The sequence below is a fragment of the Pseudocolwellia sp. G5-9 genome, from assembly GCF_055808995.1.
The window spans coordinates 2,631,354-2,657,991 of the sequence record NZ_CM147893.1 but is presented as its reverse complement, the minus strand read 5'-3'; the positions used below and the strand labels follow the sequence as shown (position 1 = coordinate 2,657,991).

Genomic DNA, 26,638 nt, shown 5'->3' with positions numbered 1-26,638 from the left:
AATACATAACTAAAAACGTTGTCTTGAAGGATTAATCCCCACTGGACAAGTATATGGAGAAATACATGAGATTTTTTAAACCGACTTTAGTCGCTGTTGCACTTGTTGCTGTAATGGGTTGTCAAGAAAAGGCACCTGTAGAAAAAGAATTAGTACTTGATACTGATGTACAAAAACAAGCGTACAGCTTAGGTGCTTCAATTGGTATGTACATGGATCGTAACCTTGAAGAACAAACTAAAATGGGTGTTACGTTAGACCAAGAAATTATCTTAAAAGGTTTTACTGATAGCTTAGCGGGTAAATCTCAAATAGAAAAAGAAGAAATTCAAACTATTTTGATGGGCTTAGATCAACAGATGAAAGCTAAACAGCAAGAACTTGCAACTAAAGAAGCTGAAGCAAGCAAAGCTGAAGGTGTGGCTTACTTAGAAGCCAACGCTAAAAAAGAAGGCGTAATGGTTACTGAATCAGGTATTCAATACAGCGTAATCACTGAAGGTGAAGGCGATAAGCCAGCAGCTACAGATACTGTAAAAGTTCATTACAAAGGTACGTTAATTAATGGCGAACAGTTTGATAGTTCATACGACCGTGGCGAACCAGCTGTATTCCCATTAAACCGTGTAATTCCAGGTTGGACTGAAGGCGTACAATTAATGACTGTAGGTTCTAAATACAAATTTACTATTCCGTCAGACTTAGCATACGGACCAGCAGGTAGCCCTCCACGTATTCCTGGTAACTCAGTATTAGAATTTGAAATTGAATTATTAGAAATTCAAAAAGCAGAAGCTCCAGCGCAAGTAGGTGAGTAATTCTGTAGTGTAAACATAATGCTTTAAGATTATGTTCTACAATAAAAAACGAGCTTTAATAGCTCGTTTTTTTGTGCGCTTTTACTTATTTTATACCAAATGCATTAATACATGCTTTATTGATATTTAGCTTCTTGAAGCACTTTGTAAAAGACTGTCTTCTAATTCAAACCGTTGTTCTAAATGTTTACCTAAAAGTGATAAATTGTCGTCAAACGCATTCAGGTGTTCTTCTAGAATGGTTTCGGCGTATTTATCGTTAAACTGTAAGGCTAAATCAGTTGATACAAGTATTTTAGGATAAATTTCATGTAAATAAGGAGAGCTGTCGTAAGCGGAATACTGATACGCGCTTATTATTTTCTCAAAAATATCAAAATGGCCCGCTGAAATGTAGTCCATCAATATTTGACAAAAATGTTTAATGTAAAAGCTTTGTGGTAACGCGCCCTCATTTTGTTCATTAGGAGTAAGTCCAGCGAGGTCACAATATGCTATTAGTACTTTATGTCTTTCTAATAGCCAGTTATTAATTGTTTGCTCATTTAGCTCCAAAACCTGATTAATAATCTCTGTTTTAATTTGCATACTTCGTCCTTAACTATTGCCATAGAAAAGTAAGCATTGTTCACATAGTTGAAAAAAGCAACAAAATAACATCTGATCAGATGAGTGAATAGAGGAACAATCTTTATTACAAAGATTGTTCTAATACATTCACTAAGCGAGCAGAGGCTTGTAACATTCTAGTTTCTAATATTATTTTATGCTTTTGTTGATAATTATTAGGTAACTTTATAGTGCCTTTAGTTGTCGCTGTACAATAGTTATTTTCATCTATGGCGCAATATAAAACACTCGGTAAACGAGTAATGGTTAACGATTCAGTTGCCCATGTATAAACCGAATCTTTTTGCCATGTAGCAATAGGCGACTTTTCCCATTGGTTAGACAAGCTATTATGTAAGCGCGTAAATAGCGCTGCATTATTTGCCTTTGATTTTGGATACAGTAAACATTCATCCCATAACCAATGCATGTTATTACATTTAGCATGTTCGATTGAAATTTTAGTGCGATTACCGCCCATATCACTCGCAAAGTTAACATGCATAGGCTGATGAATATCGCCAAGCCAATGGCCTAAAAACATAAGGGCTTGTAGCTTTCTCCACGAGGTAGGTAGTTCTTTTAACTGTTTTGTATGTAGTGTTACGGCTGAAGTAACACAGTTTGTTTGGCAAGTTTCAGGCGTAACCTTGGTTTGATTTCGGGCCACATTCACGTAATGCCATTTTTTGTATTTGTCGTAAGACTTGTCTTTTTTAATCGCATCAGCCCAAGTACATGTGTCTGCAAATGAAATAGCAGAATTTGCACTTTTATAATTGTACTTATTAATCAGCTTTTGATCATGCTTGGGTAGTTCTTCTAATAAAGCATTAACTCTACCCTGTGTACTAGGCGACAAATGATCGAAAGCCACCTGACAAATAACTTTATGGCCAACTTTACCTAACGCAAAAGCCTGTTGAGTAAATAATAAGAAAAAACTTAATACTAGTGTTACAGGTAAGTTGATTTTTGAACGAACTTGCATGGGGTATATTCCTTTACGATCTTAATTGAGAACAGTTAATGGATTAAATATTACAAGAAAACCGTTAGCTTACGTAGACAAAATTTATATCGAACGTAATATAGCTAAAGTTAACCTTATATGATGAACTAAATTTTACAAAGTGAATAACTTGGCTGCTTCTTCTATACCAGAACCTTTAACTACTGAACCTACGCAATTGAACTCTTCAATTATCGCTGGCCCTGTTGTACGACATTGTAATGTATCGCAGCTTAACTTTTGGTTGGTAACCACGCAAGCTTACGATTTTAAGTTTAAGCTGTATCGTAGTAATGAAGTAAAAACAGAGAATGTTGAAGGTGTAAGTGAACACTCACACCAGTTATTACTTGAAACTAAACTAAGCGCTTCAAAAACAGATTCATCTAAAACAGAATCAACGAGTACAACCCCCAATAAAAAAGTAAATGCTAGCCAGTTACAGCAAATCCAAATAGGTGAATCAGCATTTATTAACTTAATTACTATAGTGGCTGAAGAACATTGTTCTGAATATGCTTTTCCAGAAAACACCTTGTTATCGTACGACATTATAACTTCGGCACTTAACGGTAAAACAGAAAGTATTACCGAGTTATCTCATTTGTTATACCCAGATCAAAAGCTGCCTCACTTGGTTATTAAGCCAAGCATTGAAAACCTTTTACATGGTTCTTGTAGAAAACCCCATTACAAAAGTGAAGACGGTTTAAAACAAGTTGATTGTGTTTTACAAGCGTCTGACGTTGATAATAGACCTTCAATGCTCATTATGTCGGGCGATCAAATCTATGCCGACGATGTGGCTGGGCCAACACTTAACGCTATTCATCAAGTTATCGAGATGTTAGGTTTGTACAACGAAGAGTTTGAGTTAGATGCCGAGCTAAATAAGGGCACAGTAACTAATAGCGAATCATTGTTTAAACATCAGCATTGTTATTATCAACGACAACATCTTTTACCCACATATACAAAGCGCACACTGTTTGGTGAAAAAATACAGCTCATTTTTACTTCAGTACATGTAAACAATCATTTAATGACCTTATCAGAAGTTATGGCGATGTATTTGTTAACGTGGTCGCCAGAACTATGGGAAAAAGTAAAGTTAGCCACACCGCCGCCTAATTTATCGCAAGCACTACAAGCGGTTTATAGCAAAGAGCTTGAGGTGATCACAGATTTTCATCAAGGACTGTACGAAGTAAGAAGGGCAATGGCGCATGTACCGGTATATATGATATTTGATGATCACGACATTACCGATGATTGGAACCTAACGCGTGGCTGGGAAGAGGCCGCTTACACTAACCCATTTGCTAAACAAATTATTGGGAACGCCCTTATCGGCTATTGGTTATGCCAAGGTTGGGGCAACGCGCCCGATAAATTTACAGACCTGCTGACAAATCAAACGCAATACTTTAGCTCTAAAAAACGTGAGCATAAAACCGAATTAATAGACGCTTTATTTGATTTTGAACAGTGGAACTACAACCTAAACACCACACCTAAAATTGTAGTGTTAGACACACGCACACAACGCTGGCGATCAGAAAGTAATGAGAACAAACCTTCAGGATTAATGGATTGGGAAACACTGTCAGACTTTCAGCAAGAACTTATAAAAGAACCGAGTGTTATTGTAGTTTCTCCTGCGCCTATTTACGGCGTAAAGCTTATTGAAACCGTACAACGTATATTTACCTTATGTGGCAAGCCACTAGCGGTTGATGCTGAAAACTGGATGGCCCACTCAGGTACTGCCAATGTAATATTAAACATATTCCGAAACCCTAAAACACCACCTAACTTTATTATTTTATCAGGCGATGTACATTATTCGTTTGTATACGAAGTAACTCACCGATTCAGAAAAAACAGCGCTAAAATAATACAAGTAACCTGCAGCGGCATTAAAAATACTTTTCCTGATACTTTACTCACGGTATTAGAAAAACTAAACAAAGTACTGTATTCAACTTACTCGCCACTTAACTGGTTTACTAAACGTAGACGCATGAAAATACGTGTCCGAAAACCAAACACCAAAACTAATAGGCATTTATTTAACGGTAGTGGTATTGGTGTATTAAGGTTGAATAAAGAAAATGACGAAGTGATAACAGAATTTATCACTTCGCAAGGTAGAACTATCGAGTTTATCGAATACGATTCAGATGAAGATTAGCGGTTAAACAAAGCTTACCTATCTTTTTTTAGCTCGTTTAATGCCTGACAACAACTCATCGCTTAACACGCCTTCACGATTCACTGTTAACGGAATAAAACCACTTGGGTCGATTGTAGTCGCTAAGTTGTAGCGTATTTCTTGCTGATGATGTTCGCTAAAATAAGCCAGCAACTTGAGTAAATCAAATAAACCGACATTGGCACTTAACGCAACAGCTGTTTCACTATTGGCTTTTAATAAAGGTACTGAGCTAGACGAACCCGTCATCACCTTTTTATCTGCCACAGTTAAGTTAAACATCACGTCATCAATCGCTAAATCAAAACTGTTAGGGTTAGTCACTAATAACTTTAACGTAAAGTATTGAGAAAACCCTTTTGTTTTAGACGGTTCAATACTCAGCAAGCTTACTTCAGGGGTTTTAATAGGGCTAATGCTGGCGCAACTGGTAAGCAATATACAAAATAAAGCGAAAAACATACTCCATGTACGCATTATATAATTCCTTAAGGTAAATAGTGTGTTAATCAAAAAGCTAATGTAGCACGCAGCCTTTTTAAATTCGAGAATAAGTATTGTGAGAGGATCAATAGAGATGATTTTACTGTTGATATAAGTTTGGAGGCTTTTGTGTGGAAGTGTATGTAAGTTGTAAAGTTAAGTTTGTGATCAGAATTCTAATTTTAGTCGTCATGTTTACGGTATCGACATGAGACTAAGACGTGTCGATGTTTCTTGTTTTTGTAAACACGAGGGTGAAGTAAAATTGAACCTTTTAGTTTATGTTAATTCTTATTAACATATTGGAAATTTAATACGTGATATTTAGATAGAATTAAATGTTTTGTTTATGCTATTTTCTCACCTTTTTACAATAAAAAGTGATTACTGATTTTATTTTTCAACGTTAAAAATAAGCTGTTACAAATAAAAAGGCCTTACCAAAGGTAAGGCCATAAATGCTCGCTGTATTGGCTTGTAAATCAAGCTTCTTATTATTGATACTACTTTATTATTGTTATTATTTGTTACTATTTATTGTTGTTATTTGTTAGCACGGAACAATTTATAGCAAAGGGATCTAGGCTATGCAACAACTTTAATAGAGTATATACACCACGACTATTTTCGTACATTGGTGCGTTTTTTATTCGTTAAATTATTGTTAATTAATTAATTTCAATAATTACAGCCGTTTAATAAAAAACCAGTTAGGTCAATAACGTAAATTATGATTTGTTTTTATTGTGAATATAGAAGAAAAAAAATTGTAGTGTTAGAATATTAGCACTTAATAATAGAGAATTTCTTTGATGACTGAATTACAAAACGACAATTATTTACGTGCATTATTACGCCAACCAGTAGATTACACTCCCGTATGGATGATGAGGCAAGCTGGACGTTATTTACCTGAATACAGAGAAGTGCGTAAAGGTGCTGGTGATTTTATGTCGGTTTGTCGTAATGCCGAGTTAGCATGTGAAGTAACTATTCAACCGCTTCGTCGATTTAAATTAGATGCGGCTATTTTATTTAGTGATATTTTAACTATTCCTGATGCTATGGGTTTAGGTTTATATTTTGAAACGGGCGAAGGTCCTAAGTTTGAACGTCCCATTACCTGTAGAGCTGATATAGAAAAAATTGGCGTGCCCGATCCGGAAGATGAATTAGGTTATGTAATGAATGCCGTACGTACTATTAGAAAAGAATTAAACGGTAGTGTGCCGTTGATTGGCTTTTCGGGTAGCCCATGGACATTAGCAACTTATATGATTGAAGGTGGAAGTTCTAAAGCTTTTACTAAAATCAAAAAAATGATGTTTTCAGACCCGCAATCATTACACCTATTGTTAGATAAGTTAGCTGATTCTGTTATTAGTTATTTGAATGCTCAAATTGCTGCGGGTGCTCAATCTGTAATGGTATTTGACACGTGGGGCGGTGTGTTGTCTCCTCGTGATTATAAAGATTTCTCTTTACAATATATGGCTAAAATTGTTGATGGTTTAACGCGTTATGCTGACGGTCGACAAGTTCCTGTTACATTATTTACTAAAAATGGCGGTATGTGGTTAGAAGATATTGCTGCTACAGGTTGTGATGGTGTTGGTTTAGATTGGACTATTGATATTGAATCAGCGAAAGCGAGAATAGGCGATAAGGTTGCTTTACAAGGTAATATGGATCCTTCAATGCTTTATGCTCCGGTTGAGCGTATTGAGGAAGAAGTTGCTAAGATTTTAGCTGGCTTTGGTAATGGTGGTACAGGTCATGTATTTAATTTAGGGCATGGCATACACCCAGATGTAAACCCTGAACATGCGGGTCACTTTATTGAGTCGGTTCATCGTTTAAGTAAGCCTTACCATAAGTAAGCTGATGTAAAATTATTTAATAACACAATTTATTTTTATGTTGTTGTGTGAAACAAAAAAGGAGCCGAGGCTCCTTTTTTAATGTTGGCAGTTTTAGGTACTAACCGCTACTAACGTTATTAACGGATCATCAAGTATAAGCTTGAGTTACCTCTAATAATGTTTAAAGCAAATACGCTATCTTGTTTTTTCAGAATAGCTCTTAGCTCTGCAATGTTGGTAACACGTAGGCGGTTAACACCAATAATCATGTCGCCTGAACGTAATCCGGCAATAGCTGCAGGGCTGTTTTTCTCAACTTCTGCAATGTCTACACCTTTACCGTTTGTGCTGTTTTCTAATTCAGCACCTTCTAGCATACGGTGGATACTTTCAGCTTCAACATTTGCGGTTTCAGACTTTTTAAGGGTAACTTTGTAGGTTTTTTCTTTACCGTCTTTACGTACTACGGTAATTTTTACTTTTTTACCTGCGCCGATAGAACCAATTTTTCCACGTAATTCGCTAAATGATTTAACCATTTGGCCATTTACTTTAGTAATAACGTCGCCGGCTTTAATGCCTGCTTCTTCAGCAGCTGAACCTGGAGTTACTTGCTCAACAAAACCACCTTGGTTGGTTTCTAGTTCCATTGCTTTGGCAATGTCGCTGGTTACACTTCGACCTTGTACACCCAACATGCCACGGCGAACTTCACCAAATTCAATAATTTGGCTTACTAGGTTATTAACCATTGAGCTAGGTATTGCAAAGCCGATACCAACGTTGCCACCACTTGGACCTAAAATAGCGGTGTTAATACCAATCAGTTCGCCTCTAAGGTTTACCAATGCGCCACCCGAGTTACCACTGTTGATTGCAGCATCGGTTTGAATGAAGTCTTCATAGTTTTCGCTGTTTAAACCCGTACGACCTAGTGCACTAACAATACCCGATGTTACCGTTTGACCTAGTCCGAATGGGCTACCTATGGCTATGGCAAAGTCACCTACGCGAATGTTGTCTGAATTGGCTAGCTTTATTTCAGTTAAATCTTTGTGGTCTATTTGTAAAAGAGCAATGTCGCTGTATTCATCACTACCAATTTTTTTAGCTTCTAATTGGCGACCATCTTTTAAGGTAACAATAATTTCATCGGCTTCTGAAATAACGTGATTGTTGGTTACTATGTAACCTTCACTTGCGTCAATTATAACGCCAGAACCTAACCCTCTAAATTCTTGCTCATGTTGTGGGGCTCCTCTTCCTCCGGGTTTACCAAAGAAAAATTTGAATGCTTCAGGTACATTGTTTTTTACTTCATGTGTGCCTTTTACTGAAATAAGTACAACAGCTGGTGTTACTCCTTCAAGCATAGGTGCAAGACTGGGTAACGCTTCTCCACTAACAGCAAAGGGTAAGTTTGCGTTTGCAGGCAAGGCTGTTAACGCGATAGAGCTTGAAAGCAAAGCAGTACTAATAATAAGAGAAAGTTTTTTCATATATCGAATAGCTCCTAAAATATTAAATGAAATATTAAATAAAAAATATGTACAGTCAGAGTAATTATTATCTAACTAAGTTCCTTTTTATTCTGTTCAGGATTTGTAACACTTTGTGTTTTATCTTCAAACAAACCGCTTGGATTACCTGAGTAATCAAGGGGGGCTTCAGTAATTTCTACATCGCTTCTACGAGCTGATTCTTTATGCCTTAATTGCACTGTTTGGGCTAATTGTTCTTGTGTTTCTTGTGAGAAAAAAGGCATTGCAGAAGACTCTTCTGGAGTGGCTTCTTGTAATAACTTAGTACTTTGTGCCATTTGCACCATAGCGTCTTTGCATGTTGAGTGCATTTGCTCAAGTAATTTTGCTGAGCTTTCGAGGTGTTCAGCTACATTAGCTTTGTATTGTTCTAAGGCTTGTTCGCTTTGGTTTACTTTGTTGGTTAATTCTTTGTTTTCTTGTGAAGTGTTGCTCATGGTTTTATTTAAAATAAATCCTAGTATTGCACCACCAATAAAAATTGCTAAACCGATTATAACTGTCATACAAAAACTACCTTAGATAAATGAAATGAAAATTTAAACGTTACCCTCATCACGAAAGTTGTGAGATTAGTTTAAAATTATTGTTTTGCCTTGTTATACTGATCTTTCTTTATATATTGAATATGTTTACTAAAAATTAATTTTCAAGCATTTTTAGCTAAAAATATGTCTTAAAAGCAATATTAGTAATAATGAATGGCCATTGTATGATAAAAAGCTCCCCTATAGAAAAATATAACGCAGATTTGAAGCAAGAAGGATTTCAATATGACGCTGCACAAGAACATGCGGTAAATTGCTTACAACGGTTATTTGAAGATTTACAAAATAAGCCGATCCCTGTTTCTGGCTTTAAAAAAGTATTAAGTGGTTGGAAAAAGACCTATAGCAAACAAAAACCAGTAACCATTAAAGGTTTATATTTTTGGGGCGGTGTAGGGCGTGGTAAAACCTATTTAGTAGACACTTTTTACGATTGCTTACCTTTTAACAACAAAATGCGAGTTCATTTTCATCGTTTTATGCATCGTGTACATGAAGAGTTAAAAACACTTCATGGCCAATCTGATCCCCTCAAAGTAATAGCTGAACGTTTTTCAAAAGAAACATGCATTATTTGTTTTGATGAGTTTTTTGTATCAGACATTACTGATGCCATGATTTTAGGTACTTTATTTGAAGAGCTTTTTGCAAGAAAAGTTATTTTAGTTGCAACCTCTAATATTGTGCCTGACGATTTATATCGAAATGGTTTGCAACGGGCTCGATTTATTCCTGCTATTGATTTAATTAATGAACATTGTGAAATTGTGAATGTTGATAGTGGCGTTGATTATCGCTTAAGAACGTTAGAGCAAGCAGAAATTTATCACTGTCCGTTAGATGAACAAGCGGCGATTAACTTAAATCAATATTTTAAACAGCTATCATGTGAAGATGGAGTGATGGGTAAACATGTGAATATTAATCATCGCGACTTAGCTACAGTACAAGAATCTGAAGGTGTAATTCATTTTGAATTTTCAGTTTTATGTGAAAGTGCGCGTAGCCAAGGTGACTATATGGAAATTAGTAAGCTATATCATACCGTATTAATGGCTAATGTTACGCAAATGACAACAGATCACGACGATACAACAAGACGCTTTATTGCGCTTGTAGATGAGTTTTATGAAAGAAACGTTAAGCTGATCATCTCTGCCGAAGTTGCTTTAGAAGAGTTATATAGTGGCGAACGCTTAAGCTTTGAATTCAAACGTTGTTTGAGTCGATTACAAGAGATGCAGTCTCAAACGTATCTGGCGAGTGAACATATTCCGTAAATTATGGAAAAGTTTAAAAAATAACCTTTTTATTCTTAACAAACTTCTGTATAATCCGCGCTCCCTGCGTTACAAAGGCCTGGTGTTTTTGAATATCAGGCACGGACTCGATACTCGAAGGGGTACAGCGTAGTCTTTTAACCAGTGATTGAATTTTTTAATCACTATTTAAAGTAACATTTATATAATTGGGTTTCTTAATGAAAACTTTTGTAGCTAAACCAGAGAGCGTTGTACGCGAATGGTTCTTAGTGGACGCCGAAGATAAAACTTTAGGTCGTATCGCTACTGAAATTGCTAGCCGTTTACGCGGAAAGCACAAGCCAGAATATACTCCTCATGTTGATACAGGTGATTACATCGTTGTTATCAATGCTGAGAAAGTACGTGTAACTGGTAACAAAGCGAAAGGTAAAATTTACTACTCGCATACTGAATATGTTGGTGGCTTAAAGCAAATTAGTTTTGAACAACTAATTGAAAAAGCTCCTGAGCGTGTTATCGAATTAGCGGTTAAAGGTATGTTACCTAAAGGTCCTTTAGGTCGTGAAATGTACCGCAAGCTTAAAGTGTATGCTGGTGCTGAGCACAAACATACTGCACAACAACCACAACTTTTGGAGCTGTAAGCAATGGCTGATAATCAATATTACGGTACTGGTCGTCGCAAGAGCTCAACTGCTCGTGTGTTTATGAAAGCTGGTAACGGTGCAATTACAATTAACAAGCGTGACATTTCTGTTTACTTTGGTCGTGAAACGGCTCGTATGGTTGTTCGTCAACCATTAGAATTAGTAGAAATGCTTGAGAAGTTTGACTTCAATATCTCTGTTGTAGGCGGTGGTATTTCTGGTCAAGCGGGCGCAATTCGTCACGGTATTACTCGTGCATTAATGGAGTTCGATGAAACTTTACGTGGTGAATTACGTAAAGCTGGTTTCGTTACTCGTGATGCTCGTAAAGTTGAACGTAAGAAAGTTGGTCTACACAAGGCTCGTAAAAAGCCACAATTTTCAAAACGTTAATATTTACCTATACGTTATATTCAAAAAACCAGCTTATGCTGGTTTTTTTATACCTAATTTTAAGGCTTTTTTTTCTTCTATAAAAACCACTCTTGCCTTTGAATAAGAACCATTAACAATAAAGCACTAAAAAAGTAAATTGATTGGCTATAACTGTTGATTTACCTTGTAAAAAAACACTGATTTCTTTATGATCGTAAAAATTTTTTTGTCGCTAGTTTAATTAAACAACCGAGATTAAATTTTTGTTGAAATAATAAAAATTATCGTTGTAGTAATTGAATACTAATTGGAGATTCTGAATGAGCAATGTTCCCGTTAATAACGGCCGACGACGCTTTTTAACTGCTGCTACTTCTGTAGTTGGTGGTGTAGGCGTAGTTGGTGTAGCTGTGCCTTTCATTGGCTCGTGGAACCCAAGTGCTAGAGCGAAAGCTGCTGGTGCTCCGGTTGAAGTTAATGTAAGTAAAATCGAGTTAGGCCAAATGATCCGTGCTGAATGGCGCGGCAAGCCTGTTTATATTATTCGTCGTACTGATGAAATTATAAATGCTTTACCTAATCATAACGATCAGTTACGAGATCCTGAGTCAAGTGAAGCTCAACAACCTGCATACGCCACAAATGCTACTCGCTCAATTAAACCTGAGTTTATGGTAGCTTTAGGTGTTTGTACTCATTTAGGTTGTGCTCCTACTCATCATAAAGGTGATTTTGAAGAGTTTGTTTCTGGTGTTAAAGACGGCTTTTTCTGTCCGTGTCATGGTTCTAAATTTGATATGGCTGGTCGAGTATTCCAAGGCGTTCCTGCACCGTTAAACTTGGTAGTTCCTGATCACTCTTTCCCAACTGAAGACACCTTACTTATTGGTGTTGCACCAGGAGAAGCATAATGAATAGCTTTATGGCTTGGATCGAGAAACGTTTACCATTCATGGATGCCATGAATAAACATGCTATCCAATACCCAGCACCTAAAAATTTCAACTTTTGGTATGTGTTTGGTATTTTAGCGACAGTTGTTTTAGTCAACCAAATACTTACAGGTGTTTGGTTAACAATGAATTACGAACCATCAGGCGATGGTGCTTTTGCTTCTGTTGAATATATTATGCGTGACGTCGACTACGGTTGGTTGCTACGTTATATGCATTCTACAGGTGCTTCAGCTTTCTTCATTGTCATTTATTTACATATGTTCCGTGGTGTTATGTATGGTTCTTACCAGAAACCACGTGAATTACTATGGATCTTCGGCATGCTAATTTACTTAGTATTAATGGCTGAAGCTTTCATGGGGTATTTATTACCTTGGGGTAATATGAGTTACTGGGGCGCTCAGGTAATTATTTCACTATTCGGTGCTATTCCTGGTATTGGAGAAGACTTAACCATTTGGATCAAAGGTGACTATGTTATCTCTGGTGCTACGTTAAACCGTTTCTTCGCATTACACGTTATCGCTTTACCACTTGTTCTTGTAATCCTTGTGTTCTTACATATTTTAGCATTACATGAAGTAGGTTCTAACAACCCTGATGGTTCTGATATTAAGAAACCAAAAGGAAGTGTGAAACCTGAAGAATTATCTAAATTTACTTTCCATGAACAGTACACTAAGAAGTACGATATTGTTGATGCGATACCTTTCCACCCTTACTACACGGTTAAAGATTTAGTAGCGGTTGTTATTTTCTTGATTTTATTTTCTTGGGTAATGTTTTTCTTCCCTGAAGGTGGTGGATATTTCCTTGAGCCGCCAAACTTTACGCCTGCTAATGGTTTAAAAACTCCTGAGCATATTGCTCCTGTTTGGTACTTTGGACCTTTCTACACAGTACTACGTGTTATTCCTGATAAGTTATTAGGGATGATTGCGATGTTTGCTGCAATTGGTATGCTATTCGCTTTACCTTGGTTTGACCGTGGTGTTGTTCGTTCATTCCGCTACCGTAGTAAACTACATCTTTTAAACTTAACTCAATTTGCAATTTGTTTTGTTGCGTTAGGTGTTTTAGGTACTATGCCAGCTTCTGATCTAGCTAACCTAATTGGTAGACTTGCAACTTTAGGCTATTTTGGTTTCTTCATCTTCTTATGGTTTTATAGTAAGGGTGAGAAAACTAAGCCAGTTCCAGAGAGGGTAACAGGATAATGAAAAAGTTTATTTTAGCTTTATTAGCAATTTTTCCTATGCTAGCTATAGCTTCAGGCCCTAGCTTACATTTAGATAAACCAGAGAATGATTTGTCAGATAAAGAATCACTTAAGCGTGGTTTTGAGTCTTACTTAAATTATTGTTTAGGCTGTCACCAGTTACAGTACCAACGTTATAATCGTACCTTTAAAGACTTAGGTATTGATGAAGCTGAAGGTGTTAAAAAGTGGATGCCTACCGGTGAAAAAGCAGGCGACCATATTTTAAATACGATGCCAGCAAAAGATGCTGCAGCATGGTTTGGTAGCACACCGCCTGATTTAACATTAGAAGCTCGTTTTAGAAGTCCGGAATATATTTATACTTATTTACGTTCTTTTTATGTTGATGAAAATCGTCCGTTTGGTGTAAATAATAAGGTATTCCCTGATGTTGGTATGCCACATGTTTTACAAGGTTTGCAAGGTGTTCGTACCGTTAATGAACATGGTGAGCTAAGTGAAGCAAAAGGTGGATCAATGACGGAAGAAGAGTATGATGCTTTTGTTCGAGATTTAACCAACTTTTTAGAATATACTGCTGAACCAAACAAACTTGAGCGTAAGAGCTTAGGTTACTGGGTTATCGGTTTTCTATTTATCTTCTTGATCTTTGCGTACTTATTGAAGAAAGAATATTGGAGAGATGTACACTAGTTAATAGCTGTGTATTGTATCTTTCTTGATTGGGGGCTTTGTGCCCCCTTTGTTAGTTTTTATTTATAGAATTTTGGGAGTCAAAATGGCCGTAACTGCAAACAAACGCTCTGTTATGAATTTATATTCACATGCTGATGATATGTATAGTCATCAAACACGCATCGTATTAGCAGAAAAAGGTGTTGGCGTTGACATACACCTAGTTGATTTGGCAAATCTGCCGGAAGACTTATTAGACCTAAATCCATACGGTACTGTTCCTACGCTTATTGATAGAGAATTAGCGTTATATGAAGCAAGTATTATTATTGAATATTTAGATGAGCGTTTTCCTCATCCACCATTAATGCCTGTTTATCCTGTTTCTCGTGGTAGAAGCCGTTTAATGATGCATAGAGTTGAGCAAGATTGGTATAGCTTAGCTAAAACTATTTATAATGGTCCTGCTGAAGCGGCGACTAAAGCACGCCAAGAACTTAAAGAAAGCTTATTAAGTGTTGCTCCTATTTTAAATGAAGCGCCATATTTTATGAGCGAAGAGTTTAGCTTAGTGGATTGTTACTTAGCTCCGTTATTATGGAGATTACCTGTTTTAGGTATTGAACTTGACGGTCAAGGTTCAAAAGAATTGAAAACATACATGTTAAAAGTATTTGAACGTGAATCTTTCCAAGCATCTTTAACTGAGTCTGAGCGTGAATTACGCTTTGGAAATCCAGTATAGTGTCTGACGTTAAAATGACATCTAATAAGCCTTATATCGTTAAGGCTTATTATGATTGGATTTCTGATAATGAATTAACACCTTATATCATGGTAGACGTAAACGTTTACGGTGTATTGGTTCCTATGGGTTACGTTACTGACGGCCAAATAGTACTTAATATATCTGGTGGTGCTATAGGTGTTATTTCATTAGGCAAAGAAGCTATTGAGTTTAGTGCTAGATTTGGTGGTAAGCTTGAGCATATTGTTGTGCCTTACGGTGCAATAGGTGCCATTTATGCGAAAGAAACGGGTGCAGGTACATCATTACCTATTGAGCATCCAGTTCATGTAGAAGAAGAGCCAAGAACAACGCTAAAAAGTGTTGATAATTCTACGCAGAACACTTCATCTAAAGCTAAGCCGAAAGGTGGCGCTACGCTAAAAGTCATTAAATAGTCTATTTATGCGTAATAAAAAAGCAAGCTACTCGCTTGCTTTTTTTGTGTCTAAAAATTATGAAAGGCAGCTATAAATATTCAAACATTTTATATACTCTGCTTACACCACTGATATTACGTGCAACATTAACGGCGATATCGGCATGATTTTCTGGTAATAACCCCATCAAAAATACTTCCCCGTTTTCTGTGACGACTTTAACATCTGCAGCACTTATTTTTTCATTAGCAAGCAGAGCAGCCTTTACTTTAGACGTTAGCCATAAGTCGTTACTTTTTGTTGTTGCAGAAACGGTGTTACCAATTCTTATTTGGTTATGAACTTTTAAAACGCCATTAATGTTACTTAACGTTTGCATGGCTAAATCACGTAATCTTGTATTAGGTGATTGGCCTACGGCTAATACGCTGCCATTCACGCTAACAACTTGAATATTAGTGTGCTCATGCACCTCGGTAAGTTTAGTGAGCTCGTTGTGGGCAACAAGCTCAATGCGTTGATCATCAATTTGTTTACCTAAAGTTCTGTTGTCAGCGGCAACACTTGCACCACCAACAACAGCAACGATGGCGGCCGCAGCGCAGCCTTGTAAAACACCTATACAAGTTAATACGAGTAAGGTTTGTTTAAATTGCATATTAATCTTCCGCTTGTGGAAATAACGTTGTATCTATAATGTCACATAGACAATGTATAACTAATAAATGTACTTCTTGAATACGTGCTGTTCGTGCTGAAGGAACACGTATTTCAACATCGTTTTCACCCAATAAACCTGCTATATCGCCACCGTCTTTACCTGTAAGTGCGATAATAGGAATATCTTTAGACACGGCAACTTCTATTGCTTTAATGACATTACGAGAGTTACCGCTGGTTGAAATAGCTAATAATACATCACCACTATTTCCTAATGCTCTTAGCTGCTTTGAGAATACTTCATCGTAATGATAGTCATTTGCTATTGATGTTAATGTTGATGTGTCAGTAGATAATGCTATGGCTGGTAAGGGAGGACGTTCAGTTTCGTATCGGTTAAGCAATTCAGCTGAAAAGTGTTGTGCATCGCCTGCTGAACCACCATTACCACAAGAAAGGATCTTGTTACCAGCCAAAAGGCTTTGAACCATAATTGTACTTGCTTGTTCAATAGGCCCTGCAAGCACTTCACTCGCTGCAATTTTTGTTTGAATACTTTGTGTAAAGTTACTTTTTATTCTTTCTAACATGGCGTTATTAAGTTCCGTAGGTGTTAAAAGGCATTTTTAAGCCAGTTAATATTAGGGTTTTTTATGTCACCTTCTAATGCGACTATATCGAATCTACAAGGTGTATTATATTCATTTAATTGCTTTTGTTGCAGGTAATATTTAGCACAAAGGCGTAATTTTTGTTGTTTGCTATGGCTTACTGCAACTAAGCTCCCACCAAACTGATTATTTTTGCGATATTTTACTTCTACAAACACATACATGTTGTTATCAAGCATAATAAGATCAATCTCACCGTACTTGCTATGAAAATTTTGATCCAATAATGTTAAATTTTGTAAAATTAAATATTGAGATGCAAAATCTTCCGTTATTCTACCTGTATCTGTAGTGGTTTGCTTTTTATTCCATATCCACTTCTTTAACTGTTCCATTAGTATATTGTCCCCAGAGAAGGCTTCGCGAAATAATATTATCGGCTCCCATTTTTAACTCTCCTGTTTGTCCATAATGTCTTAAATATGGGAGTTCTTTTAGTTGTTTTAGCTTAGATATAACAAATAAGCTATCGTAACCTAACGCATAAATTCGTTGTAAGCTTTCAGAGCGATTAGGCCATAAGTTTTGACTTGTTATGTTGGCTTCTTTATTTTGCCATGGGCTATCTAGAAGCCAAGGGATTTCTGAAAAAGTTAACCCTACTAAATCCCTGATCTCTGCGTCGTCGTTTGAACCGTCATAGCTTAATGAGCTTGCAAACATAGGTATAGTGTTTGAATAAGTACTAGTGTTCACATCAATAAACGGTTTTATTAAGCGTGTATGCGTAGTGGGCGCGGCAATAAAAATCATGTCGATATCACGTCTGTTACGATTTTCAGTTTCTATTTTTTGTCTTATTTGCGCTTCAAGGTTTCTAATTCGAGCTTTACTAACATCAACGTCTAAACTGATTTTGAGTGACTTTTGCATGTTTTCATTCGCTTCAAGTATTACAACCTCAAGCATAGTACCTGTTAAAGACTGCCATTTATTTGCAAACGAGGTCGCTATTTTTCTACTAACATTATCTTGTGTTGAAAATAATACAGGGTGTTTGTAGTGTTTGTTTGATAGTACCGTTGCGGCTTGAATCGCTTCGTCTTCTCTTTTCATTGAAAAGGCAAAGTGATTCGCACCCAAAATGTCTAAGGTGGGAATATTCAATAATAATGAAGGAAGTTCAATATCGGGTTGTGCAATATATTGATCTACGTTGGGCTTGAGAATAGGCCCAATAACATGATCTATTTCTTCGTCAGTAAAACGTAAACCGAGTGTAGTGAAGTCTAGCTTGTTGGTATCAATAAAAGTTAAGCTAATGTCGTTATTTGTGTATGCAGCTAAAACACCTTGTTGAATTATTTCACCAATACTTTTGTGTTGCCCTGAAAGAGGGAGTAATACGGCAATATTTTTAATTAAAGGGGCCTCAATTTCACTTACAAGTAGTAGTTGCTCAGCAATAAAGTTTGCAGGGTGATTAGGGAATTTTGATTGAAATTTAACTATTTGTTGATCGAGTATAAATTTGTTGTCTCCCCATTTATTCGCTTTGGTAATTAAATCTAACCAGCCATCAAAATAAGGAAGTTGCTGTTTTTTTAGTTGCTGTAATTCCCAGCTAGATAGAGTGCTTAAGTTGCTCCATAAATTCATTATGTCATCGGTAACTACATTATTGTTTAAACTAAAGGCAAGTAAAGCCGCAGAGTTTGAACGAATAGGGTTGTTTTTATTTTTTTCGATAAGAGAAGCTAAGCGGTAATATTGGTAGTTAGCTGCGATTTGATTTTCGTCTATAAGCTTGCTTGCAAGTAATAGCTGTTCTTCTGCATCTTTAAATTTATTTAAAGCGAGTAAGCTTTCTGTTTTTACTAAAAGCGTTTCAAAGTTTTGTGAGTCACTCAAAGGTAACTTGTGGAGTTCGCCCGCTAGCCATAACGATTTTACTGGGTTTTTCTCGGTAATATAGGTGTTAGCTGCTTTTAGCATTAACGCTATAGCTGCTTGTGGGGATGTCTTTTCTGCTTGGCGTAAATAATCGCTAGCCGCAACCGTTTGTTCAGTTACTTCTGATATTTTATTTACCGTAACTGGCTGAGTTGATTTGCTTACTTTTTTAGGTGTAGCACAACTTGAAACTATCAGCACGGTTATAAAAACTGATAAAATCCGCTTTGAAAAAAAATATAATGTTGTTTGGGTCACTTATCATCAATCCATGCTTTATAATATACCCTTATAATAAACGTCATCCACGTTAGTCTCAACTAAAGCGAACATATTACATGCAAACATCTATCGACGCAGGCACTTTGTATATTGTAGCCACTCCAATTGGCAACTTAGCCGATATTTCTCAACGAGCTTTAGATATTCTTAGCCAAGTAGATTTAATCGCATGTGAAGATACCCGTCATACACAAAAGTTATTGTCGGCGTATAGTATTAAAAATAGAACTATGTCGATGCATGATCATAACGAACGTCAACGACAAGAGCATATTGGCAATTTGTTATCTGAAGGAAAAAGTATTGCGCTTGTTTCTGATGCAGGTACCCCCCTGATCAGTGACCCAGGCTTTCATCTAGTTAGGTACTGTCGTCAGCAAAAATTAAAAGTATCTCCTATTCCTGGAGCATGTGCGGCTATTGCAGCCTTGTCTGTAGCTGGCTTACCTACAGACAGATTTTCATTTGAAGGTTTTTTACCGTCTAAATCAGGTGCTCGACAAGCAACATTATCAGAGCTAGCGAATGAAGAACGAACCATGGTGTTTTATGATGCACCCAGACGAGCGATTGATACCGTATCAGACATTGTGACTGTTTTAGGTGGAGAGCGTTATGTTGTTATTGCGCGCGAGTTAACTAAAACGTTTGAAACGATTTATTCAGATACAGCTGAAAATTTACTAGCATGGTTGAGTGAAGACCCAAATCAATTAAAAGGTGAAATGGTATTAATTATTGAAGGGTATAAAGTTGACCCTAATGCGATATCTCCTAAAGTTATTGATACCTTAAAGCTTTTGTTAAAAGAAATGAAACCTAAAACAGCATGCGCCATAACGGCAGAAATTTATGGTGTGAAGAAAAATGCACTTTACGATATTGTTTTGTCGTTAAAGGACTAAGCGTAAATAAACTATTTTGTTATTGGTGATAGCGACGCTTTACTGTAGAATGCGGCGCGAGTTGACCAGACAATCGCTGCTTTATCGTTGTATTTCATGTTTCGACATTAGGTATACGGGTAGAGGGGAGGAAAGTCCGGGCTCCAATGAGCAGGGTGCCAGGTAACGCCTGGGCGGCGCAAGCCGACGACAAGTGCAGCAGAGAGAAGACCGCCGATGACCGCTTGCGGAACAGGTAAGGCTGAAAGGGTGCGGTAAGAGCGCACCGGACCACTGGTAACAGTTGGTTGCAGGGTAAACTCCACCCGGAGCAAGACCAAATAGGGTTTCATATGGCGTGGCTCGCGTTGAAACCGGGTAGGTTGCTTGAGCCTTAGAGTGATTTAAGGCCTAGACGAATGATTGTCCTAGACAAAACCCGGCTTACGGTCAGCTCACTAAATCTAGAAATACGGAAAGCCTCAGTAGAGATACTGGGGCTTTTTTGTGTTTAAAATACAGTTAATTAAACGAGACGAATGATTGTCCTATTCGTAAGCTTTTATCGCCAATCAGTACATGCCTAAAGTTATTTATAATTCCAGCTTGTGTGGAAATATCAATATTATTTCGGCATTGCCCAAATAGATTTAATATCTAATAAGCCGGTATCAACTAGGTTTGAATCTAGGTCTGTTCTATTAAAACTGGATGCGGAAAATATTAGCTCAAAATTGGAATTAGCATTTCCCAATGACTCGAAATGCTGTTTAAACTCGTTAGATGACAATCGTGTTTGATTGGTTAAATATTTAGCCATCTGAATAACTGAGGCATCGGAAAAACCAGCGAAAATGTAAAAGAGGTTACCGCTTGGCCCTGAAAACTGGGCAAAAGTACCATAGTCCGTATATTCTTGCTCTAAATCACCAGTAACACTGTAAACTCGCCCCGAGCTGTTGTGTTTAAGCGAAGGGGGGGCTGCTTTAATTTGAAAATTGGAGCCTTCTAAATAAGAGTCTAATAACCCAAGTGATTTATATAACCCCAGATAAACAATATTGTAGTCACGTAAATCACTTGCGGTCAGCTCAGAGGCCAATCGGATAGTGGCTGGTGACTCCTCTGTAAACAAAGGGAGTATATGCTGCAGCGCGTACACACTATTCTTAAGTAAAAAGGCGCTTGATGCTTTATTTATTTTGGTGCGCTTTTCTGGATGTTTATTTAAATAATCTTCAAATTGAAGGTCGGAATTGATACCAAATTCACGTATAGCTCTAAGGAGCTGAGTTTGAGGATCTAGTTCAGTTAGCATGTATAGATCGCCAATCACAATTAAGGTGGCTTTTGGGTTTGAAAGCAAAGGTTGCCAAAGGGCGTGTTGCTTAAGGCTTTTAAACTGACTGATTTCTGTATTTTTTTCTGGTTTGGTAACACGCTTTTCTAATAAATAACTTGCAACTAAAACTAAGTTAAGTAACACCGATAGCGTAATTGCAGCAATCAAAAAATAATTATTTTTAACATTTTTCTTGTTGTTTTTAATGGGGGGTTCTTGCTTTGATACCCAATTAAATTCTAACCCATAAGCGCCTGTTGGAATGCTAATCTGAAACGCTTCGTTTGTGCCTTCTGTTTGATAATAGGTTTCTAATTTTTTACGCAAATTTGAAATATAAACTCGAATTGAAGCATCTTCAGCGGGGTTGAAATCGTTCGCTTTATCTAAAGCTCCCATCGCTATTTCAAATTCTTTTGGGGCTTTAGCATCGTCATTATTTTCTAACGAATTCAAATGGTAGTTCACCAAGAAACTTAGTAATTTACAATTAATTTTAGAACGTTCAAATAGCTTGCTGCGCTTTATGCGTTCAAGTTGCTCGATAATGGCACTTTTACTAGGGTTGTCAGCTGATTTTTTTTGAATATTCATGTTATATAACAGTTAAGTTAACTGTCCAGGTTACGGTTAAGTGTCAGTTTTTACTTATTTATTTAAGCAAGGAGTGTAAGCTTTTAGTCTGTTGCTTAGTTAGCGTGTTACGAAAAAACATGTAACAAAAAAGATAGAAATTTGCATGTACCTTGCTAGTAATTAGCTAGTCTATTGAATTTCACTGAGCTTTAACAGTTTTAAGAGTAAATTATGTATTTTAAAAGTAAGTCGGTTTTGTTTCACACTGTATTGTTGATATCAAGTGGCCTCATTTCAACAAATGTATTGGCTATTGATGAAGGTAAATTAGCATTTGATGAAAACTGTAAAGCCTGTCATGCGCTAGATAGATTTAGCACTGGGCCCTCTTTAGTTTACATTAGAGATAATTATCCAGAAGATAATAATAAGGCTTTTTTAGCGTGGGTAAAATCTCCAGGTAAAAAAAATCCTGACACGATTCAAATGCCGCCAATGGGACATTTAAGCGAAAGGGTTATTAGTCAAATACACGAGTACATACTAACCGTCAGCGAACATGTTAAAGAAAAGCAAGATAAACCTAAATTTCCACCTTTTAAACGCCCAGAACGAAAATTCCCCTATGTTACTCGAGGCGTTTTACCTTTTACCAGTCCAGCATCAATTGTCGTGAGTTTAACCCCTAAAGTCTCAATCGTATGGGATAGTTATATTGGTAAAGTGCGCTATGCATTTCCTACGTTTGCGCCATTTCATGGTGAGAAAAACCGAGAAAAAAATAGCAAACAAATTTTATACAGAGAAAACGATAATACAGGCTTTTCTTTTGCTGAAGGACAAGCCGTTAACTTTAAAGGTTATGAATTGATCGGAGGCTACCCAGAGTTTTATTACCAAATAGGCAAGATTAAAGTAAAAGAAAAAATCACGATAGGCTCAAAAACCAACAGTTTTAAACGCAGCTTTCAAATTAGCGGAATGACAAAAGAGAGCGAGCCGATCAGCCTAAATTTATCCCATAAAAGTCAAGAAAGCTCATCAAGCCAAATTATTGCTAGCCATGGGCGCTTAATGAACAACAGTTTACATTTAACGGCAGCAGAAGCTGCAGACTTTAGTGTTGAGGTAGTATTACCATGAGAATATTAACAAGCTTATTAACTTTAGGGTTAACACTTAGCTCAACCGTTTACGCCGAAAAAAACACATGGTTAGATTATTATGATATTGAACGAGTTGAATATCCAAAGACGATAGACCCACAAATCAGTGGTCTAAGTGCATTAAAAGACGGCAGAATTGCCTTGACGACTATCAGTGGCGATTTGGTTTTGTATCACCCTAAAAAACAAACATGGAAAACCTTTGCGACAGGTTTAGATCAGCCATTAGGAATTGTTCAAGACAGCGATAACAGTTTTGTGGTGATGCAAAAGCCGGAGCTTACTCGCCTAGTTGATAAAAACAACGATGGAAAAGCCGATCTTTATCAAACTCTTTACAGTGATTTTGGTATGACGGGTAATTACCATGAATTTGCCTTTGGACCAGCGGTCGATAGCAAAGGGAATTATTATATCTCGCTTAATATTGCCTCTAACTTTAATGGTATCAATGAATATATTCGCGGTGAATATAGCGACATGTGTCCCCCAGAAGATAAAATGCGTGAATGGCATGACTTTAAAGCGTGGTTAGCTGGTTATAGAAAAAACGTTACGCGCATGTTTTCTTGTGTGCCTTATCGTGGCTGGGTAATAAAAATATCACCCGATGGCACAGCTGAACCTTATGCATCTGGTTTTCGTTCTCCAGCCGGTATACATATTGATCCGCAAGATAAACTTTGGGTTACCGATAATCAAGGTGACTGGATTGGTACAAGCCCACTCCATCAAATAAACAAAGGTGACTTTGCTGGTCATCCTGCCTCGTTACATTGGTTGAAAGATTGGAAAATAAAACATCAAGACGTGACAACAGATGACTTACTCAAAATACGTAAACCCGCAGCGGGCTTATTTCCACAAGGTGAATTAGCAAATTCGCCCACTCAACCGTTGTCGACGATTAAACCTGAACTCTTTGGCTTACCTGAAGGCGAATTAATAGTCGGAGATATGAATATTAATAATTTGATCCGCTTTTTACCTGATCCAACTGGCGGCGCGATGCAAGGTACGCTCATTCCTTTTATTAGCGGTGATGAACTTGGTATTGGTAACTTCCGATTAGATTTCTCTCCCGATGGCAGTTTGTGGGTAGGTAAAGTGCATTTAGGTTGGGCGGGCGATGAAGGCTTACTGAAAATTAGCAAAAAGCCGAAAGACATTTTTATTGTTAACCAAGTTAAATTATTACACGACGGTTTTGAAATTAGCTTTAATCAAACACTGGTTAATATACCTCCACAAATAGAGATCACTCGGCACAGTTACCATTATCACGCGGCATATGGCTCAGAGAAAGTCGACCTACAAAAAGTTAATGAGGGCAATATCAGCTTAGCTAAAGATAAAAAAAGCATAAAAGTTATCATCCCGAATTTATTAGCAGGTCAGTTATACACCATCAATTTAAGTGGCTTAAACGATAGTAAGAGTCGTCCTCTCATGGGAGATATACTCAGATACAATGTAAATAAGTTACCTCAAATAACTACATTTAAAAGAAGTAAATAATAATGATTAATAAAACTCAAAATATCAGTAAAGCCAGTCTTATTTTAGTGGGATTCATTACGGCTACAGGTGCATATGCAAATAAGCCAGATCCTAAATTAACTGAAATTTGGGAACCTATACCTAAAAAAATACAGGTAAAACCTATTCCATCAGATGCTATCCCTTTGCTTCAACAAGCAAGCGATGTAAACAAACATTGGCAGCATACAAATGGCAAATCAGTTAATTGGATTTACAAAAACGACAGCTTAACGATCAAGCCGAAAAGTGGGTCTATTATTACAAAGCAAAGTTTTTGTGACATGCAGTTGCATGTAGAGTGGCGTGCTCCTATAGCGAGTGAGCGACGTAAAGATGCTCCCAAGCACGCTAATAGCGGTATTAAAATACAAGGGCGGTATGAGGTTCAAATACTCGACACGTATAACACTAAAGTTTATGTAAATGGTCAGTCAGGTTCTATTTATAAGCAATCGGCTCCTTTGGTTGATGCGTTATCACCTAGTGGTGAGTGGAATATTTACGATATTATTTACCGTGCACCTCAGTTTGATCAGGCCGGCGAATTAACTAAAGCGGCATATATTACCGTGTTACATAATGGTGTATTGGTACAAGAACATTTCGAAATACAAGGGACAACTATGTACAATGGTAAAGCGAAATACTTCAATGCTCATGGCTGTAAACCTATATTGTTACAAGATCACGATGGTGAAATTAGCTTCAAAAATATTTGGGTGAGAGAGTTGTAGGTTGACGTTAACGAGTGAATGTATGGTCAACACGCTCTAGTTAAAGAGCTGGCAGGGAAAGCCAGCTCCGATACGACTCTAATTCATTGTTATACCCGTCACCACTCAAGCGCTTCTTCGATGGGTCTAAAATTTATGCTTCGTTATTAACTTTAGTCAGGTTCCTACATGGATGAATGATAACGGGTATATAACTAGTGATTATGCTCTTCCTCTCCAGCTATACCAAGCCATGTTGCGCTGCCTGGAGTAAAGTTTAATTCAAAGCTGTTTATTATTTCACCTTCATGTAAATCAAGGGTTGTGACTTTTTGTTCGTTGATAATATATATTAACTCATTGGCTTTAGAGGCGATAATTGAAGGTTGTGCACCTACGGCTAAGTTATCAAATACTTTAAATCGTTCTTCTAATTGCCAGTTATCTTCAGCAGGGAATACATTTAAATACCCGTTATTATCAAGTATTAATAGGTGTTCATTGTGACCATCAAAAGCATATGTGACAGAGGTTAAATCGTCTTCTGATTGCCAGTTAAACTGAGTGATATCTTGTGCTGCTAAATCAATTAGATAGAAGTCAGAGGAAGCGGTGCCAATCATTACATTGCTTTCTGCGCTACCTTTTAACGAGCCAATACGTACGCCTTCAGCTAAACCTGCTGGATTAGGAATTTTATAGTCGGTAAAAACATTACCTTGTTGTTCAATTGCTAAAACACCGTCACCACAGGCAAAGGCGATGTGTGTTTCATTTTGAAAGCTGCCATGTAAAGCGGGACATGCCGTTTCAAAGGTTTGCTCTTGATGAAAGTGATCATTATGTAATTCTAGTAAGCTAATGTGTTCTGGCAAGCTGCTCTCAGTATTACTGTCGCGTAATGTTGTTAAAACATAATCGCCGCGAATTTCTGCTGTGCCGTGCATATAAGTATCAAAATCATGGTCTGCAATTGTTTTTTCTGCACTGATACTTTGATCACTTAATACACTCAAGCTAGCGTTAGCACCGGTATCTTTATTACCATCAAAAAATATTACGGTTTTATCACCACGTGGCACGTAGTGAGTTGGTTTTACGTCGTGCAAAGTAAAACTTGTTAATACAGGCTCATCAGTGTGTTGGTCGTAATGATCGCCATGGAGTTCTTGCCATAAACCACCATCGATAAATTCAACTGTATCAAATGAACGTTGTACAGCTACCGCATAACGGTTTTCTGGACTTGCGTACAAATATTCAGCAGGGTTGGTTAGCGTTATAGTTTCAACTAAGCTGTTGTCTTCTAAATTAAAAATATGAACAACGGCTTGGTCTGCTTCTGCAATAGCTAAACGACCTTTTCCTATTTCTTCGTTATGATCATCAGTATCGTCTATTACTGTTGGTGGTAATTCGACAATATTTGTTTCAGCATCGCCACAACCTACTAAAGTTGCTGCACAAACTAAGGCTAAGGTATTTAGAGTAAACTTTTTCATGATATTCCTTGG

General features: G+C 37.1%; 26 protein-coding genes and 1 other RNA gene. 16 read left to right on the top strand and 11 right to left on the bottom strand.

The features are described 5' to 3' along the window. Window positions 1–65 precede the first annotated feature (65 nt). Complete coding sequence (gene fkpA / locus AC0L5Q_RS11365) at window positions 66–818, top strand: FKBP-type peptidyl-prolyl cis-trans isomerase (protein ID WP_473608063.1); 753 nt, start codon at window positions 66–68, stop codon at window positions 816–818. Window positions 819–944: 126 nt separating this feature from the next. Here fkpA and rsd read toward each other — a convergent pair whose 3' ends face one another. Further along, complete coding sequence (rsd, locus tag AC0L5Q_RS11360) at window positions 945–1,406, bottom strand: sigma D regulator (protein ID WP_473608058.1); 462 nt, start codon at window positions 1,404–1,406, stop codon at window positions 945–947. A gap of 106 nt (window positions 1,407–1,512) precedes the next feature. Continuing rightward, window positions 1,513–2,418, bottom strand: a complete 906-nt coding sequence (locus tag AC0L5Q_RS11355; protein ID WP_473608055.1) for a S1/P1 nuclease — start codon at window positions 2,416–2,418, stop codon at window positions 1,513–1,515. A gap of 151 nt (window positions 2,419–2,569) precedes the next feature. Here AC0L5Q_RS11355 and AC0L5Q_RS11350 point away from each other — a divergent pair, with 151 nt between their 5' ends. Continuing rightward, window positions 2,570–4,633 carry an alkaline phosphatase D family protein gene (locus tag AC0L5Q_RS11350; protein ID WP_473608051.1) on the top strand — a complete coding sequence of 688 codons (2,064 nt, stop codon included), beginning with the start codon at window positions 2,570–2,572 and terminating at the stop codon, window positions 4,631–4,633. 18 nt (window positions 4,634–4,651) lie between these two features. Here the strand turns inward: AC0L5Q_RS11350 and AC0L5Q_RS11345 are convergent, their stop codons facing one another. Beyond that, entirely contained in the window at window positions 4,652–5,131 is a 480-nt protein-coding gene (locus AC0L5Q_RS11345; protein ID WP_473608046.1) for an LEA/WHy family protein, read from the bottom strand. Window positions 5,132–5,949: 818 nt separating this feature from the next. Here AC0L5Q_RS11345 and hemE point away from each other — a divergent pair. Next, a complete protein-coding gene (hemE, locus tag AC0L5Q_RS11340) occupies window positions 5,950–7,017 on the top strand; it encodes a uroporphyrinogen decarboxylase (protein ID WP_473608042.1) in 1,068 nt (355 codons plus the stop codon). Between the two features lie 119 nt (window positions 7,018–7,136). Here hemE and AC0L5Q_RS11335 read toward each other — a convergent pair whose 3' ends face one another. Together AC0L5Q_RS11335 and AC0L5Q_RS11330 are read right to left on the bottom strand one after the other, a co-directional pair. Next, window positions 7,137–8,498, bottom strand: a complete 1,362-nt coding sequence (locus tag AC0L5Q_RS11335; RefSeq protein ID WP_473608038.1) for a Do family serine endopeptidase — start codon at window positions 8,496–8,498, stop codon at window positions 7,137–7,139. 71 nt (window positions 8,499–8,569) lie between these two features. Then, window positions 8,570–9,046 (bottom strand): Z-ring associated ZapG family protein, encoded by a 477-nt coding sequence (locus tag AC0L5Q_RS11330; protein WP_473608034.1) that lies wholly within the window; start codon window positions 9,044–9,046, stop codon window positions 8,570–8,572. A gap of 206 nt (window positions 9,047–9,252) precedes the next feature. Here AC0L5Q_RS11330 and zapE point away from each other — a divergent pair, with 206 nt between their 5' ends. The 8 genes from zapE (at window position 9,253) to AC0L5Q_RS11290 (ending at window position 15,413) form a co-directional block, all read left to right on the top strand. Further along, window positions 9,253–10,368 (top strand): cell division protein ZapE, encoded by a 1,116-nt coding sequence (zapE, locus tag AC0L5Q_RS11325; RefSeq protein WP_473608029.1) that lies wholly within the window; start codon window positions 9,253–9,255, stop codon window positions 10,366–10,368. A 200-nt stretch (window positions 10,369–10,568) separates the two neighbouring features. Next, on the top strand, window positions 10,569–10,997 hold the full coding sequence (gene rplM / locus AC0L5Q_RS11320; protein WP_473608026.1) for a 50S ribosomal protein L13: 429 nt from the start codon (window positions 10,569–10,571) through the stop codon (window positions 10,995–10,997). 3 nt (window positions 10,998–11,000) lie between these two features. Further along, window positions 11,001–11,393, top strand: a complete 393-nt coding sequence (gene rpsI / locus AC0L5Q_RS11315; RefSeq protein ID WP_077342589.1) for a 30S ribosomal protein S9 — start codon at window positions 11,001–11,003, stop codon at window positions 11,391–11,393. A gap of 302 nt (window positions 11,394–11,695) precedes the next feature. Beyond that, complete coding sequence (petA, locus tag AC0L5Q_RS11310) at window positions 11,696–12,286, top strand: ubiquinol-cytochrome c reductase iron-sulfur subunit (RefSeq protein WP_473608020.1); 591 nt, start codon at window positions 11,696–11,698, stop codon at window positions 12,284–12,286. Continuing rightward, window positions 12,286–13,548, top strand: coding sequence for a cytochrome b (locus AC0L5Q_RS11305; protein WP_473608016.1), 1,263 nt, complete (start codon window positions 12,286–12,288; stop codon window positions 13,546–13,548). The genes petA and AC0L5Q_RS11305 overlap by 1 nt, the downstream gene beginning before the upstream one ends. Next, window positions 13,548–14,246, top strand: a complete 699-nt coding sequence (locus AC0L5Q_RS11300; RefSeq protein WP_473608013.1) for a cytochrome c1 — start codon at window positions 13,548–13,550, stop codon at window positions 14,244–14,246. Before AC0L5Q_RS11305 ends, AC0L5Q_RS11300 begins: the two co-directional genes overlap by 1 nt. Window positions 14,247–14,331: 85 nt before the next feature. Further along, window positions 14,332–14,973, top strand: coding sequence for a stringent starvation protein SspA (sspA, locus tag AC0L5Q_RS11295; RefSeq protein ID WP_473608009.1), 642 nt, complete (start codon window positions 14,332–14,334; stop codon window positions 14,971–14,973). Next, window positions 14,973–15,413, top strand: coding sequence for a ClpXP protease specificity-enhancing factor (locus AC0L5Q_RS11290; RefSeq protein WP_286133224.1), 441 nt, complete (start codon window positions 14,973–14,975; stop codon window positions 15,411–15,413). Before sspA ends, AC0L5Q_RS11290 begins: the two co-directional genes overlap by 1 nt. Before the next feature lie 70 nt (window positions 15,414–15,483). On the opposite strand, the gene AC0L5Q_RS11285 is transcribed toward AC0L5Q_RS11290, so the two are convergent. The 4 genes from AC0L5Q_RS11285 to AC0L5Q_RS11270 are packed head-to-tail and all read right to left on the bottom strand — an operon-like array spanning window position 15,484 to window position 18,820. Next, window positions 15,484–16,053, bottom strand: a complete 570-nt coding sequence (locus tag AC0L5Q_RS11285) for a BON domain-containing protein (protein ID WP_473608003.1) — start codon at window positions 16,051–16,053, stop codon at window positions 15,484–15,486. 1 nt (window position 16,054) lies between these two features. Further along, window positions 16,055–16,645 (bottom strand): phosphoheptose isomerase, encoded by a 591-nt coding sequence (locus AC0L5Q_RS11280; protein ID WP_076417250.1) that lies wholly within the window; start codon window positions 16,643–16,645, stop codon window positions 16,055–16,057. Between the two features lie 23 nt (window positions 16,646–16,668). Further along, window positions 16,669–17,061 carry a YraN family protein gene (locus AC0L5Q_RS11275; RefSeq protein ID WP_473607996.1) on the bottom strand — a complete coding sequence of 131 codons (393 nt, stop codon included), beginning with the start codon at window positions 17,059–17,061 and terminating at the stop codon, window positions 16,669–16,671. Then, window positions 17,030–18,820, bottom strand: coding sequence for a penicillin-binding protein activator (locus AC0L5Q_RS11270; protein ID WP_473607992.1), 1,791 nt, complete (start codon window positions 18,818–18,820; stop codon window positions 17,030–17,032). The genes AC0L5Q_RS11275 and AC0L5Q_RS11270 overlap by 32 nt, the downstream gene beginning before the upstream one ends. Window positions 18,821–18,957: 137 nt before the next feature. Between AC0L5Q_RS11270 and rsmI the strand changes: the two genes are divergently transcribed. Further along, window positions 18,958–19,806, top strand: coding sequence for a 16S rRNA (cytidine(1402)-2'-O)-methyltransferase (rsmI, locus tag AC0L5Q_RS11265; RefSeq protein ID WP_473607988.1), 849 nt, complete (start codon window positions 18,958–18,960; stop codon window positions 19,804–19,806). Window positions 19,807–19,863: 57 nt separating this feature from the next. Continuing rightward, window positions 19,864–20,247: RNase P RNA component class A (gene rnpB, locus AC0L5Q_RS11260), an RNA gene on the top strand. A gap of 163 nt (window positions 20,248–20,410) precedes the next feature. Here rnpB and AC0L5Q_RS11255 read toward each other — a convergent pair. Beyond that, window positions 20,411–21,721 carry a helix-turn-helix domain-containing protein gene (locus AC0L5Q_RS11255; protein WP_473607984.1) on the bottom strand — a complete coding sequence of 437 codons (1,311 nt, stop codon included), beginning with the start codon at window positions 21,719–21,721 and terminating at the stop codon, window positions 20,411–20,413. Between the two features lie 213 nt (window positions 21,722–21,934). Between AC0L5Q_RS11255 and AC0L5Q_RS11250 the strand changes: the two genes are divergently transcribed. Genes AC0L5Q_RS11250 through AC0L5Q_RS11240 form a run of 3 tightly spaced genes read left to right on the top strand, consistent with a single transcriptional unit; the run spans window position 21,935 to window position 25,145 of the window. Further along, window positions 21,935–22,846, top strand: a complete 912-nt coding sequence (locus AC0L5Q_RS11250; protein ID WP_473607982.1) for a c-type cytochrome — start codon at window positions 21,935–21,937, stop codon at window positions 22,844–22,846. Next, window positions 22,843–24,387: a DUF7133 domain-containing protein gene (locus tag AC0L5Q_RS11245; protein ID WP_473607978.1), complete on the top strand. Its 1,545-nt coding sequence runs from the start codon at window positions 22,843–22,845 to the stop codon at window positions 24,385–24,387. The genes AC0L5Q_RS11250 and AC0L5Q_RS11245 overlap by 4 nt, the downstream gene beginning before the upstream one ends. 2 nt (window positions 24,388–24,389) lie before the next feature. Next, entirely contained in the window at window positions 24,390–25,145 is a 756-nt protein-coding gene (locus AC0L5Q_RS11240) for a 3-keto-disaccharide hydrolase (RefSeq protein WP_473607974.1), read from the top strand. 194 nt (window positions 25,146–25,339) lie between these two features. On the opposite strand, the gene AC0L5Q_RS11235 is transcribed toward AC0L5Q_RS11240, so the two are convergent. Then, window positions 25,340–26,626 carry a hypothetical protein gene (locus AC0L5Q_RS11235; RefSeq protein ID WP_473607971.1) on the bottom strand — a complete coding sequence of 429 codons (1,287 nt, stop codon included), beginning with the start codon at window positions 26,624–26,626 and terminating at the stop codon, window positions 25,340–25,342. Between the last annotated feature and the right edge of the window lie 12 nt (window positions 26,627–26,638).